The sequence below is a fragment of the Adhaeribacter pallidiroseus genome (assembly GCF_003340495.1).
GTDB lineage: Bacteria > Bacteroidota > Bacteroidia > Cytophagales > Hymenobacteraceae > Adhaeribacter > Adhaeribacter pallidiroseus.
Genome location: NZ_QASA01000001.1, coordinates 2,725,085 through 2,737,882, shown reverse-complemented (window position 1 = coordinate 2,737,882; position 12,798 = coordinate 2,725,085). Strand labels below are relative to the sequence as shown.

Here is a 12,798-nt window from a genome sequence, read left to right as displayed (position 1 = left end):
AGCCAAATAAATTACTGTTGCGGCTGTTCCTATGCCGCCTGTTTCGGGAATTCTTTACCAGAATTACAAGCTTTACCAGCGTGGGTTGTGTGCTGCGGGAATCCAATAACATTGTTCTTTTTTAAGCTCAGGGTAAGCGTACCTACTTCGGCTTTGACCCATTTCAATAGTTGGTTCACCCGTTTTAACAACTGCTCGGCGTTCCGTTTTATCATTTTTATCCCAGATAACGAAAGCACTTCTTTGTTTTTTACAGAAGAGCCAGAATTGCATTAAGTACTCGGACAAAATTAATTAAGTGCATAACTTAGAATAAAATATTGACTAATAGTGTCTTATGAATCGAACAACCAACAACTACTAACGAACAACTACTTAATTAACAACTAGTTATAAAAATATATTAGTAAATTAAGTTAAAGGGTGCAATTAGAAAAGAGCCCGTTAAAAATGTCTGAAGTAAATAACCTGTTTAAAAAGCTTCTGGTTTGGTTTACCGGTTTTGCCATTCCGGATTAGATAAAAATTGCCGGGGTGATTTCTGGCAATAGAATAAATTTAAAAAATCATTTTTCAAGACTTACGCAAAAGTTATCCGTGAGCACACTGCTAACGGGCATGCGCCGCTGGTTGTGTCTTTACAACCAGCTTTAAAAGCCTTTCGTGTAAATCCTGGTTATAATAAGCATTTTTACTGGCGGTAATTCTATGCCGGGTTGTTTATTCCATCTCTGTTATTTAAAATTAAATGGTGCGTAGAATTAACTAAAAGTTCGTTACTCCCCACGTAACACAATATAAATATGGCTAAAGGATTACAGGATTTGCTTTTATTAGGCGATCCGCGCTTATACCAAATATGTGAACCGGTACTGGAAAGCGAACGGCCCTTTGTAAAAACCTGGGTAGCCGATTTGCACCAGGTAATGGAAGCCATCCGGGCGAAATACCATTTTGGCCGGGGCATTGCGGCTCCCCAGCTGGGTATTATGAAAAGATTAATTTACCTGAACCTGGATAAACCCTGCATTATTCTGAATCCCGAAATAATAGATCCAAGCCCGCAATTGTTTGAACTGTGGGACGATTGCATGTGCTTTGCTAATTTATTAGTGAAAGTAAAAAGGCACCAAAGCTTAACCCTTAAATACCTCGACGAAAATTTCCGGCCACAGGAGTGGTTTGTCACCGATGCGCTGGCGGAACTTATTCAGCACGAGTATGATCACCTGGAAGGTATTTTATGTACCATGCGTGCGGTAAATGACCAGGCCTATCGTTGGCGGCCAACCCCGGACTAAGGCTGCACAATTTTTTAAATAAATAGCTTCTTTTCTGTCTGTAAGATGCATAGCTACCGCTACGCCCTGCACCCGGTGTATTTGGTGTACCTTTCGTTAAACTTCTAACGGCAATTAAGCAGGGCCTTGGCTTTTTATTACATAAGTAAATGATACAAAAATATACCTACGTGTAGTTTTTTAGCGCTGTCTGCGACTTATAGATGAAATAAACAGAAAAATTTAAACAATGACTGCGCCCTTAGATGCTTTATTTCTGGCCGAGGTTAACCAACACTTAGGCATTGCCCATAAAGTTTGCCGCATGTATGTTTCTGCTGTAGAGGAGCAAGAAGACTTACTACAGGAAATAATGTATCAGCTTTGGCGCTCTTACGCTTCGTTTCAGCACCAAGCCCGGTTTTCTACCTGGATGTACCAGGTTTGTTTGAACACCGCCATTACTTGCCTGCGGAAAAACCAGAAAAACAAAGCAAAAGCTTTAACGGGCAAGCATTTGCAAATACCCGATTACACTTATGCGCCCTCAGAAGATCACCTGGAAATCCTGTATCGGGCCATCGGAAATTTAACGGCCGTGAATAAAGCTTTGATTCTCCTGTACCTGGAAGATTTGAGTTATGAGGAAATGGCGCAGATTACCGGATTAACGGTTTCGAATGTGAGTGTACGTTTGGTGAGAACAAAAAAAGAATTGGAAAAACAACTTAATAATTTAAGCAAAACAGAAAATGTTAGACATGACAGAGTTAAAAAATAAATGGAACCAGAGCCACACGACTCTGCCGGCAACCGAAACGTATGATCCGGCTTCATTCCAAAAAATAATGGTATCCCGCATCCGGAAGCAGCGATACAACAGTATGCAATACTTCTGGGCTTCGCTTGTTTTACAAATAATAGTATACGCGATGCTGTCCCACGTTGCTCTAAAATATTGGTCCGATACGGTCTTGCTGGGAGTAGCGATTGGTTGTGCGCTGCTGTACGTTCCCTTTACCATTATGCTCCTGCGAAAGTTTAAGCAGCTAGCCGTATTACAATTAGGCGAGAAGCACACCGCCGGCTTCAGCATTTACGAATACGTCCACCGGCAACATGCGCTTTTATCAAGCTTTTACACGTTTAAAAAAAGGTATGAGTTGGTTCTTATACCGCTCAGCTCGGCTATCCTGATCTGGGTTTTCTTCCGGATTTATTTACCAGGCGGAGTTATGGCGCATCCGGTAGGAGCTATTATTTGCATGCTGATTACCCTGGCCTCTTGCGCAGCAGCCATTGTGGCGGAAAACAAGAAACGGTTCCAGCAACCCCTTACACAACTACAGCAAATTCTGAACGACCTGGAGCCATTACACCCGCCAGAAAACAAATAATTACCCGTACATTAATTGGCCTGCAACAATACTTATGGCAGGCCGAGAGTAAAATTTAAAAAAAATTAATTTAAAAGCAGTTCGTACGGGGCAAGCGAAACCCTGCGTTTAAGTTAAGCTTCGTTAGTATTTAGGGTTTATTATTTCCGAGCATTACTCAAAAAACGCATACTCATATTTAATAATTTGAATCAAAACATCTTTCGGGCCCGTCCAGGTGGTATGCAGGAGAAGACCTTCTGGGTTAAAAGTATTAAAATAGCGGTTCCGAATTTTACCCGATCTATTTAATTCTATCCGTTCTATTTCATTACCATTCGGGTCATAGCGGATATGCGTAATTTCGGTGATTTTACCGGGGTAGTAAATATGTTTGATCTGGGTAATTTGGTTTTCTTTGTTTAACTGAATAATTTTTTCGTAAGTAAGTTTTTGCTTGTGGCTGTATTCTTTTATTACATATTGATTCTGGAGAGTATCTTGTATTACCTGAGAATTCTGGTTCGAGGTAAGTGCCGAAGAAGCTTGCTCGGCATATTGCAGCGTAGCGGTAGAATCGCCGGAATCATCGGCTTTTCTGTAAAAAGAACCGTCCGGGTCGCAGTAGTAAATAGTGGTGGTATTCTCCAGATCGTGGTACTTATAACGCAGATAATAAAGAGTACGACTTACTTTAGGATTAGGATATTCTACTTTTTGAATGTACGTGATTACTCTACCTTTATCATCGTATTCGTATAGCTGCGTTTCTTTTCCATGGTAGTGGTACCAAGAGCCGAGCTCCGGGATGTACCGGCAATTACGCAACAACTTACCCTGCGCATTAAAGTTTGCTTCTGTTAATAATTTAAATTTTGTGTTTTTTTTCCGGATTCCCTCACTACCAAACTGCCGGATGGTTTTAATTTTTTTACTAGCCCGAAAAGGTTCGAGGTGCGGTTGCAGCAAACTTACCAGTTGCCCCTGAGCGCTCAACTGAATAATAAAAAATAGCATGAATACTTGTAAACGTTTTCTCATTAGAATAAGATCATTCCCACCATCAGCATCTGCTTCGCTTTAATTTACCAATTTATCGTTAAACGCACCTGCCACGCGCGCCCAAATTTTTAAAAAATTAGGCTTACCGGGTAACAGCACCAGTAGTATTGTAAAAAATATTACTCTTTTATTTAACAAATTTTAAAAAGTCATGCGGCTAAAGTTACCTAACAAAAACAATGTTTTGCCCGAAAATTACAACCAAAATCAAACACTTTTATGCTTGTTTAAATGGCAGCTGATGCCACCTTTGCGCCGCCAGAATTAATTGAGTTATGTTTAAGTCGTGCTATTTTAAGTGGTAGCTAGCAAGCAAAAGTTGTGATCCGAAATTCGCTTTATTTAGCCCCCTGCTATCATTAACCAGCTAATTTTTTTAAATTTTAGCAGGACAAGACTGATTAATAGGCAGGTTTAATCAGCTTGTATTTAAATTGTTTTTCTTATAACTTATTGGGCATTAGTATGCATCTGTTTTTTGTTATAGATACGCAATTCCGTTAGTTTTAATCTTTAACCGCCCGCGCCATGACCGAAGCTCTGAAGCAATTTTGCCAAAAAACAGTTAACATGCCCGCAAGAGACCTGGCCTTAATTGATATTTATTTTACCCCGGTTAAGCTCCGGAAAAAAGCTTGTTTGTGGAAAGAAGGTGATATTTGCCGTTTTATTGGCTTTGTAAGTAAAGGCGCTATCCACCACTTTTTCTGTAAAGAAGGCGAAGAAAAAACCTGCGGCATTTCGCTGGAAAACGCATTCTTTACCGATTATGACAGTTTTTACAACTATCTTCCCACTATCAGTAATGCGCAGTCCTTATAAGACTCGTTGGTTTTAACAATTACCAAGCCTCAGCTGGATTTACTTTACCGGGAAAGCCCGATTTTTGAATCTTTAGGCCGGATTCTGGCCGAGAGATCCGTACAGGCAGCCTCCGCCCGGGCTGCTTCGCTGGCTTCTAACAAACCTGAAGAACGCTACCTGACTTTGTTGGAACAAAACCCAACTTTATTTCAGCGCGTGCCGCAGAAATACATTGCCAGTATGCTGGGGATCAGTCCCGAAAGCTTGAGCCGCATTCGGAAAAGAATTTTAACTCCCGTAAAATCTTAACTTAAGTCAACAATTTAGCGGGTTGGCGCACCTTAATTTTGTCAGGTAATTAGTGCTATCTGTATCCGGCAAGCAGCGGTGCCAATAAAAAATGGATTGGTTTATTATGCCGGTTCTGGTAGCAGTACACGACTGAATCTTACCTAAAATTTAAAAAATTATGGAAACCAGCTTATTCTACACACCCGCTAAAACAGTAGTAAACCGCCACCAGACTTTTCTGAAAACCTGGCTAACGCACCATATCCTGGCCAATGTGCTGGGCATGGGTTTGCTACACACTGCTATTTCGCACACCCTTACGGGCCCCCACGGCGTTCGTTTAACCCCGCCGCAGTGGGTAGCCCACACCATTTCGCTGCTTTTATTTTCCTTTATCTTAAATTTTTTGCAAAATAAAGCTTTGCAGCTCCAGTTTAAACGGGGCAATTTTACCGATTTAGGCTATTTTTTAGTGTGTATTCCGAGTGCCTTTTGGATTGGCTATTATGCCTTTTATATTCCTTTCGATATTTTGTTTATGTACCTGGCAATTGGTGGCATTAATGCCTGGCGATTAAAAAAGTACTTTACCGATGAAAAAAAATGGGCCTGGCAAATAATGCTGGCTTTATTAGGGGGCGCCTTGGTGGGCATTGCGGCAGGTATGGCCGCTTATTTTGGTTTTGTAAAAGATATAAAAGTCTTAACCGGTGATTTTTTGCTTTGGCTGTGTATTACGCTGCCGGCCAGCGTTACCTATGCTTCTATAAGTAAGTTATTTCTGCGGCAACATGTAACCGGGAAGGTAGAATAGGCAAATAGCCCGTTTTATAAAAGGTTCAGCATTTGCTAAACCTTTTTAGATGGCTAGTAAAAGCAAGAATTTTTTGCTCGTTTTCGGAATGGTACCATAGAGATTGTGGCAATGGCAAATACAGTGGCTTGATAGCTAGGTTGCAACCAGCTATTTACGCTATTCACTGGGCTCCCAGAGCTCTACCTTGTTGCCTTCCAAATCTATAATATGAACAAATTTACCGTATTCAAAAACCTCTATTTCATCCACAATGGTTACGCCTTCCTTTTTAAGTTGCTCCACCAGATCAGCTAAATTATCCACCCGGTAGTTTATCATAAAGTCTTTGGTGGAAGGCTCAAAGTAGTTACTTGTTTCGGCAAAGGGACTCCATTGCGTAGTTCCTTTTTTCGAGGGATCGGTGGCTTGTCGCCACTCAAAACTGGTTCCGTATTGGTTTGCATCAAAACCTAAATGTGTTTTGTACCATTCACTCATTCTATGGGGGTCTTTGCATTTAAAAAAGATGCCGCCAATACCTGTTACTTTTTTCATTTTATTGGGGAAAAGCGTTATTTAGGTAACCTTTGTTGTGTTGAAAATTAAAACAAGAACAGAATAAGATAACATACTAATTGTTTTTTATTTATTTTATAATAAGGAATCTGGCCAGTTTCCGGATTCGATTCGTTGCTGAAAAAATTTCCCCTTAGTCCGGTTGGATCTATTACTGTGTGTTTTATAAGGCGATTTCCAGCGTGTTCAACTGCGCTTCCCTTTTGGTATTAATATGCGAGCAATTTTCTTGAGAAGTTCTTTGTCTGGTGTTAAAATTTTTTGAAATGTTGAGAGTTATTAGCCCCTGAAATAAAGATTTTTGTCTTTAAAAGTCTAAAAATTGTTCTGTCTTTTATTTTGTCAAACAACGGCAAACCTTTTCCTTCGATCAATGGGTGAATACAAATCTGAAACTCATCAATCAGATTAAGGTTTATGAGCTGAATAAATAAATTCCTACTGCCAACTAAAATATCTTTGCCTGATCCAGATAGTTGATTGAGTTCAAAAACTTTTTTTTCAATTTCTTTAGTTGCAAGTTTCGCACTGTTCCATTGGGTATTTTCAAGGTCTGTGAAAAAACGACTTTGGTACTTTTTCTATTGCTAAAGCGAAGTCGTCCATTGATTTTTTACCCAAAGGGTTATTTAACAACGTTTGCTAAAATTGCATAAGCTGGTAAGTTGTCCGTCTATATAGTATAACTCCTGCCTTGTCCAGAAGTTCGGCATAATGTTGATGTAAATCTTCATCGGGGATACCCGCTGTATGATCGCAAATCCCGTCAAGCGTCATGTTTACGCAATGTTGGCGGACATTTTTTTTATATTATTCCCTCATGCAAGTTCCAAATAGGAAAGCACATCTCATAATCATTCCAAACAATGTCACCATACTCAATGCTGAAGCTCTTAAATTTGTCCTTGTCCATGTATTTTTTTGTCATTGGGTTCTTGGCATTTTTTAAAAATACCTCGAAGTCGATGCTTTGGCTGACCCCGTCTGAAAAGTCGAATTTTATCTTATAACCGTCCAGATAAACAGCCTTGTCAATGGAAACTACCATAATTAATCAATCTTTTTAGTAATTACTTCTGATTTCACTTCTTTGTTGTATATGAAAAAGTCAACCCATTTCTGCACAATGTCTTCTCTAAAATGCTCAACCAATTTTCTTAATCTTCTCTCGTTCTTACTATGCAGGGACTCTTTTCCTTTTACACCTGAAACTCTTACTTCTTTGAATTCACCGTTCTCGAATATTATCTCGGCTATGCTTTCCCGTCCTTGATACTTGCCGTGGACATGTATAGGCTCATGTTTATTGGAATAAAACAAGATGATTAGCCCGAAATATTCGTAAAGCTTTGGCATAAGTAGTTTCTTTTAAAGTTAGAAAATACTTTTTGTTTTTAAAACTTCCGCCAACGGGCCGCGGCTAAAAAACGTTTTAATGGTTTTTAGCTTTTGTTGTGTTCAGTTATTTTTCTAAAATAGACTTAAAGTAATTTTCTATTATTGGATTTCCAATTTCATTTATGTCTTTATGGTATTCCCCAACTTTAGGATGTACATACTCCTTGTTTTTAAGGTCGTCCTCAGGTATTGACTGGGCAATGTTTAAGCCTAATAGAATTTTGTCCTTTAAAAGAATTTCTTCCTTACTTTTAGAGTTATATTCCTCTACATATTTAGCAATTATTGGTAAATCTTGACGAGGAAAAACTTCCTGGCTACCTGTTGGGATATCTATATATTCGGAACAGCAACACAATAGTATGATAAGCAAGCCCCGATGATAAAAGGCTTTATCTTCTTCATAAAACCATTTATCACCATCCAAAGTTAAATACTCCCAATATCTCTGTGAAAATGAATAGGATGGAACAAAGGCATTCCCAAGGTCACCATAATTCTCATCAAAAATCCAAAGAATATCCTTCTTTAAATGATTCAATTCAGGCCAGTCGATTTCTCGTTCACTCCCGTCAGGTTGTATTATGAATTTGTATCCTTCTTTCATTTTAATTAAACACAACGGGCTGCGTGTATGCAAAGCCTGTAGCGAAGCAAGGGTTTTGTATACATTGTGTTGTACCAAGTTTCTATTTTTCTATTTCTTCTTTGAACTGAATGCTGAATTTTGGTTTCAATTGAATTTTCAGCAAGTAGTTTTCTCCAGATAACATAATTCTTTTTTCTAATTTGTTGTCGCTTAGTATTTTGAAGTTTCTTATATTTTGCAAACTCAAATTAGCAATTTCAAAATTAGCTATAGTTACATTAATGGAAATTTCACTATATGAGGGTAAAATCGAAAATGTAAATTCCTCTTTTTCAGAGTTTGTGTATTTATATGTCGATTTGTTATAATAAAATGGAACATCTGGATCAAGCATAATTGGTTCGGACTCAAATACCGCCATTAACTCATACTCTTCTGGATATTCCATTTTTTAAATTTGGTACAACTATCAGATAAACGGAGTTACTCCGGTTATCTGCATTATATTTACCTTAACTATTCCATATATCCACCCAAAATTAACCGATAACCGGAACTTCTAGGCGTTACTTTATTTCCGTTACTTCGAGGATAACGCTGGCCCGGCGGGCATTAACGTTGGGGTTAAAGCCAATGGTCATGAGGTAATTGCCGGATAAGCTGGTTTCGCCGGTAATGTTAGATTTTGTGCCAGGATATAAATTAATTTCTTTTACCTGATACTTTTTAGTTGGGTTTAAACCGCTGAGTTTTATCGGAGAGGTAGTGCCAGCTTGGTAACGGCTCGATACCAAATAGTTAAACATCACGGCCCGGTCTTGGGCCTCGTTCACGTATAACACGGAGGCAAAATCGTTTTCGCGCGGGCTGGCTAAACGGTATAAATCACCGTGCCAAATAACGTCACTCAGCGATTTATAAGTGCTTACGGCGTCCTGGCAGAATTTTAGATCATTCGGTTCCAGTTTGCTTACTACAATGTCAAAACCCAATTTCCCCATCATAGCAACATCGGTCCGGAATTTAATGGGTTGCTTGCCCCAGTCGGTTACGTGGTTGTCGTGGGCAATGGCCGGGAAAAAGTAAGAATACTCGTACTGCATAAAAATGCGCTCCAGCGGATCGGTGTTGTCGCTTACCCAGAACTCGGTAAAGTACTTTAAGGCCCCATAATCTACGCGGCCACCGCCACCGGAACACAACATCATGGGCAAGTTGGGGTATTTAGCCCGGAATCGTTCCAGCACCCGGTATAAACCCCGCACATAATCGACGTACAAATGCGACTGTTTATCTTTTAAATACGCGGAGTGCGCGTTGTATATAACTGCATTGCAATCCCATTTAAAAAAAGCGACATTTGGGTTTTTGGTCATAATATTATCCAGTACGCCGAACACAAAATCTTGTACTTTCGGGTTACTTAAATCCAGCACCAATTGGTTGCGGTACAAATGCTCGGGCCGCTTCGGTTCTTTAATGACCCATTCCGGGTGCTTTTCGTACAGCTCACTTTTGGGGTTTACCATTTCGGGTTCTACCCAAATACCAAATTTTACCTGGTTGTTCTGGGCTTCTTTTACCAGATAACCTATGCCGTGCGGCAATTTTTTTACGTTTTCCTGCCAGTCACCGAGGCCGGCGTTATCGGCGTTGCGGGGATATTTGTTGGCGAACCAGCCGTCGTCGAGTAAGAACAAGTCTACGCCTAATTTTTTGGTATCCTTAATTAACTCGGCCAATTTGGGTTCGTTAAAATCAAAGAAAGTAGCTTCCCAGTTGTTTAATAAAGTCAGGCGTGAGCCGTTGCCTTGCAAGATGCGGTATTGGCGGGCCCAGCGATGCAGGCTGCGGCTAGCGGCTCCTTTACCTTTATCCGAATAGGTATATAAAAACAGCGGTGTAGTAAATTCCTGGCCCTTGGTTAAGGTGTATTCCGAGGCGTGCGGGTTAATGCCGGCAATCAGGCGTAAATTATTTAAAGGATCTACTTCTAAATCTACCCGGAAATTACCGGTCCATTCTACCGAGCCGTACAACACCCGGCCTTCGTCTTCGGTTGCCGGCCGGTCCAGCGAAACCATAAAGGTAGGCGGTTGGTATAGGTTGGCGCGGGTACCCAGTTTCGTGTCGAGTACTTTAATACCGGATGTCAGGCGAACTTCTTCGGGTTGCATTTCTTTGGCCCAATCGCCATGGTAGTGTTTCAGCCAATAATTATTTGCCGATAAGTACAGGTTAGCTGAAGCGTATTTATTAAGGGTTACGTTGCCTTTTTCGTTGTTCTTAATTACTGACCATTGTTCTACTACGTCCTGGGCGGCGTATACTTTATAATACAGGGTAACTTCCAGCCCATAGGCTGGGTCGCGGAGCACCACACTGGTGGTGCTAACATTGTTATCGGCTTTTTGTACATTGTGGCGCACGTACTGTAAATCCAGCGACGTGTTGCCGTCGGCGTGGGTTACCTGTATAGCTGGTTCTACCAGGTTGCGCGACCCACCGGGGGTATAAGCGGCGTTTAGAATGCCCGAATAATCGTCGCCGCGCCGGTTCATCGCCGGGGCGTACTGGTACTCGGCGCTATTATTTAGTTTGGTGCCAAAATGAATGATCCCGACTCGTTGGTCGGTTCCTACCTGCAGGGCCATGCCAAAGTGCTGCGTTTCAATGGGAATAATGGTGGCTTTTTGGGCTAGGACCGGTACCATAGAACTACAAATAAAAAAAAGAAACAAACTACTGCTTTTTAAAAAGCAGCCGGATAAAAAATTGCCGCGGGTAAAGTGGTTCATAATCAATAATTAAAGCAGATGAATGGAGTTTAGGCCCAGGATAAGGCTGGTTAATACCGGTAAATTACAGGTAAGTTTTGGAAATTCGCACATATTTTTTCTGATTTCATGAACCGATAAAGGGGATTGTAACCAAAAGGGTAAGTACTAATTTTAAAAATTTAAGTGGGTGGGTTACATGCATTGCGGCCAGAGTAGAACCCTGGCGCACGGCAGGGCCGCTTCTTTAAAGTTAAAAAAGAGGCTCCTGGGGCAGAAAAGTTCGGAGCTGGTGAGTAAAAACCAGTCAACGAGAAATTTAGGCCAAGCCATGGCTCTACCAACGCAAAAATTTAAAAAATTCGGAAACTCACTCGTTGTTATCTTCAAAAATAAATATCAGTATTGTAGTTAGGAAATAACCACTTAATTTACTTCATGTCTAGATTCTTCTTGTTTACCATTACGCTTAGCTTGGCGTTAATACATAGTATTGTGCCGGCTAAGGCCGTATCCTTGCCTAAGATATTCGGGAACCACATGGTGTTGCAACAAAATGCCGAAGTTACTATTTGGGGTTGGGGCAATCCCGGGGAAGAGGTTACGGTTACCGGCAGCTGGAACCAGGAAGCCGTTAAAACAAAGGCGAGTAATCTGGCGCAATGGCAAGTAAAACTCAAAACGCCGGCGGCGGGAGGTCCTTTTTCCATGACAGTAAAAGGGCACAACGCCATTAACCTGGAAGATGTACTGATTGGAGAAGTGTGGCTGTGCTCCGGGCAATCGAACATGGAATGGACCACCAATGCCGGTATTGATAACGGAGCGCCGGAAATCCCCAAGGCTAATTTTCCGTCCATCCGGTTTTTTACGGTGCCTCACAGATCCGCCGATGGCGCCCAAATTGATGTCGCGGGCGAATGGGTAGTGTGCACGCCGCAAACTATGCCGCATTTTAGCGCAGTAGGTTACTTTTTTGGCCGGCAAATTCATCAAACCCTAAATCAGCCGGTTGGCCTAATTAATAGTAGTTGGGGAGGCACGCCCGCCGAAGTATGGATCAATCCTGAGGCTATTGCGCAAAACCAAAGCTTAGCCCAGGCGGCGGCGAAACTCGAGGAGGTACCCTGGGGGCCGGTTAAACCCGGTAAAGCTTATAACGCCATGATTGCCCCGCTTATTCCGTACCGGGTGGCTGGTGCTTTGTGGTACCAGGGCGAAGCCAACGTGAGTGATCCGGGCAATTATGCGCAGTTGCTTCCGGCTTTAATACAGAATTGGCGCCAACAATGGCAGCAAGATTTTCCTTTTTATTTGGTGCAACTAGCACCTTATAAGTACGGCCGACCGCACGAAGGCGCCATGTTGCGCGAAGCTCAACGACGCACTTTAACTACTCCTGGTACCGGCATGGTGGTTATCAGTGATATTGGTAATAAAGACGATATTCACCCCAGAAATAAGATAGACGTGGGTTTACGATTGGCTAATCTGGCTTTAGCGAAAACCTACGGCAAAAAAGAAGTGACTTATTCAGGCCCTTTGTACAAAAGCATGCAAGTAGAAGGTAACAAAATCCGGATTAATTTTGATCACGTGGAAACCGGATTAGTAGTAAAAAACGGCAAAGAACTAACCCACTTTGAAATAGCCGGACCGGATAATCGGTTTGTGCCTGCTTCTGCCAAGATTAGTGGTAAAACAGTACTTGTGCAAGCCCCGGAAATTAAAAATCCGGTGGCCGTGCGGTTTGCCTGGGATAATATTGCGGAACCTAATTTGTATAACAAAGCGGGTTTGCCAGCTTCCACGTTTCATACCGGTGCCAACTTTGCCGAGAGCAATTAAG

General features: G+C 41.4%; 15 protein-coding genes. 7 read left to right on the top strand and 8 right to left on the bottom strand.

Annotated elements, in window-relative coordinates:
• Nucleotides 1–29 precede the first annotated feature (29 nt).
• Nucleotides 30–215 carry a hypothetical protein gene (locus AHMF7616_RS10905; protein ID WP_115372915.1) on the bottom strand — a complete coding sequence of 62 codons (186 nt, stop codon included), beginning with the start codon at nucleotides 213–215 and terminating at the stop codon, nucleotides 30–32.
• Nucleotides 216–803: 588 nt separating this feature from the next.
• On the opposite strand from AHMF7616_RS10905, the gene AHMF7616_RS10900 reads away from it, so the two are divergent.
• The 3 genes from AHMF7616_RS10900 (at nucleotide 804) to AHMF7616_RS10890 (ending at nucleotide 2,677) form a co-directional block, all read left to right on the top strand.
• Nucleotides 804–1,301 (top strand): peptide deformylase, encoded by a 498-nt coding sequence (locus AHMF7616_RS10900; protein WP_115372914.1) that lies wholly within the window; start codon nucleotides 804–806, stop codon nucleotides 1,299–1,301.
• Between the two features lie 229 nt (nucleotides 1,302–1,530).
• Nucleotides 1,531–2,061, top strand: coding sequence for an RNA polymerase sigma factor (locus tag AHMF7616_RS10895; RefSeq protein ID WP_115372913.1), 531 nt, complete (start codon nucleotides 1,531–1,533; stop codon nucleotides 2,059–2,061).
• On the top strand, nucleotides 2,033–2,677 hold the full coding sequence (locus AHMF7616_RS10890; RefSeq protein WP_147275664.1) for a hypothetical protein: 645 nt from the start codon (nucleotides 2,033–2,035) through the stop codon (nucleotides 2,675–2,677). Before AHMF7616_RS10895 ends, AHMF7616_RS10890 begins: the two co-directional genes overlap by 29 nt.
• Nucleotides 2,678–2,830: 153 nt before the next feature.
• On the opposite strand, the gene AHMF7616_RS10885 is transcribed toward AHMF7616_RS10890, so the two are convergent.
• Complete coding sequence (locus AHMF7616_RS10885) at nucleotides 2,831–3,697, bottom strand: hypothetical protein (protein ID WP_147275663.1); 867 nt, start codon at nucleotides 3,695–3,697, stop codon at nucleotides 2,831–2,833.
• Between the two features lie 591 nt (nucleotides 3,698–4,288).
• On the opposite strand from AHMF7616_RS10885, the gene AHMF7616_RS10880 reads away from it, so the two are divergent.
• The 3 genes from AHMF7616_RS10880 (at nucleotide 4,289) to AHMF7616_RS10870 (ending at nucleotide 5,627) form a co-directional block, all read left to right on the top strand.
• Nucleotides 4,289–4,540: a cyclic nucleotide-binding domain-containing protein gene (locus tag AHMF7616_RS10880; RefSeq protein WP_147275662.1), complete on the top strand. Its 252-nt coding sequence runs from the start codon at nucleotides 4,289–4,291 to the stop codon at nucleotides 4,538–4,540.
• A 6-nt stretch (nucleotides 4,541–4,546) separates the two neighbouring features.
• Nucleotides 4,547–4,831 (top strand): cyclic nucleotide-binding domain-containing protein, encoded by a 285-nt coding sequence (locus AHMF7616_RS10875; RefSeq protein WP_115372909.1) that lies wholly within the window; start codon nucleotides 4,547–4,549, stop codon nucleotides 4,829–4,831.
• Nucleotides 4,832–4,991: 160 nt separating this feature from the next.
• Nucleotides 4,992–5,627, top strand: a complete 636-nt coding sequence (locus tag AHMF7616_RS10870) for a hypothetical protein (RefSeq protein WP_115372908.1) — start codon at nucleotides 4,992–4,994, stop codon at nucleotides 5,625–5,627.
• Between the two features lie 159 nt (nucleotides 5,628–5,786).
• Here the strand turns inward: AHMF7616_RS10870 and AHMF7616_RS10865 are convergent, their stop codons facing one another.
• The 6 genes from AHMF7616_RS10865 to AHMF7616_RS10835 all read right to left on the bottom strand — a co-directional run bounded on the left by AHMF7616_RS10865 (nucleotide 5,787) and on the right by AHMF7616_RS10835 (nucleotide 10,886).
• Nucleotides 5,787–6,164, bottom strand: coding sequence for a VOC family protein (locus AHMF7616_RS10865; protein ID WP_115372907.1), 378 nt, complete (start codon nucleotides 6,162–6,164; stop codon nucleotides 5,787–5,789).
• A 272-nt stretch (nucleotides 6,165–6,436) separates the two neighbouring features.
• Nucleotides 6,437–6,640: a dihydrofolate reductase family protein gene (locus tag AHMF7616_RS27105; RefSeq protein WP_233507764.1), complete on the bottom strand. Its 204-nt coding sequence runs from the start codon at nucleotides 6,638–6,640 to the stop codon at nucleotides 6,437–6,439.
• A 595-nt stretch (nucleotides 6,641–7,235) separates the two neighbouring features.
• Nucleotides 7,236–7,541 carry a DUF4160 domain-containing protein gene (locus AHMF7616_RS10850; protein ID WP_115372905.1) on the bottom strand — a complete coding sequence of 102 codons (306 nt, stop codon included), beginning with the start codon at nucleotides 7,539–7,541 and terminating at the stop codon, nucleotides 7,236–7,238.
• Nucleotides 7,542–7,647: 106 nt separating this feature from the next.
• Nucleotides 7,648–8,190 (bottom strand): hypothetical protein, encoded by a 543-nt coding sequence (locus AHMF7616_RS10845; protein ID WP_115371963.1) that lies wholly within the window; start codon nucleotides 8,188–8,190, stop codon nucleotides 7,648–7,650.
• Between the two features lie 82 nt (nucleotides 8,191–8,272).
• Nucleotides 8,273–8,620 carry a hypothetical protein gene (locus tag AHMF7616_RS10840; RefSeq protein WP_115372904.1) on the bottom strand — a complete coding sequence of 116 codons (348 nt, stop codon included), beginning with the start codon at nucleotides 8,618–8,620 and terminating at the stop codon, nucleotides 8,273–8,275.
• Between the two features lie 118 nt (nucleotides 8,621–8,738).
• On the bottom strand, nucleotides 8,739–10,886 hold the full coding sequence (locus AHMF7616_RS10835) for an alpha-galactosidase (RefSeq protein WP_199474178.1): 2,148 nt from the start codon (nucleotides 10,884–10,886) through the stop codon (nucleotides 8,739–8,741).
• Between the two features lie 501 nt (nucleotides 10,887–11,387).
• Here AHMF7616_RS10835 and AHMF7616_RS10825 point away from each other — a divergent pair.
• Nucleotides 11,388–12,797 carry a sialate O-acetylesterase gene (locus AHMF7616_RS10825; protein WP_115372901.1) on the top strand — a complete coding sequence of 470 codons (1,410 nt, stop codon included), beginning with the start codon at nucleotides 11,388–11,390 and terminating at the stop codon, nucleotides 12,795–12,797.
• Nucleotide 12,798 lies beyond the last annotated feature (1 nt).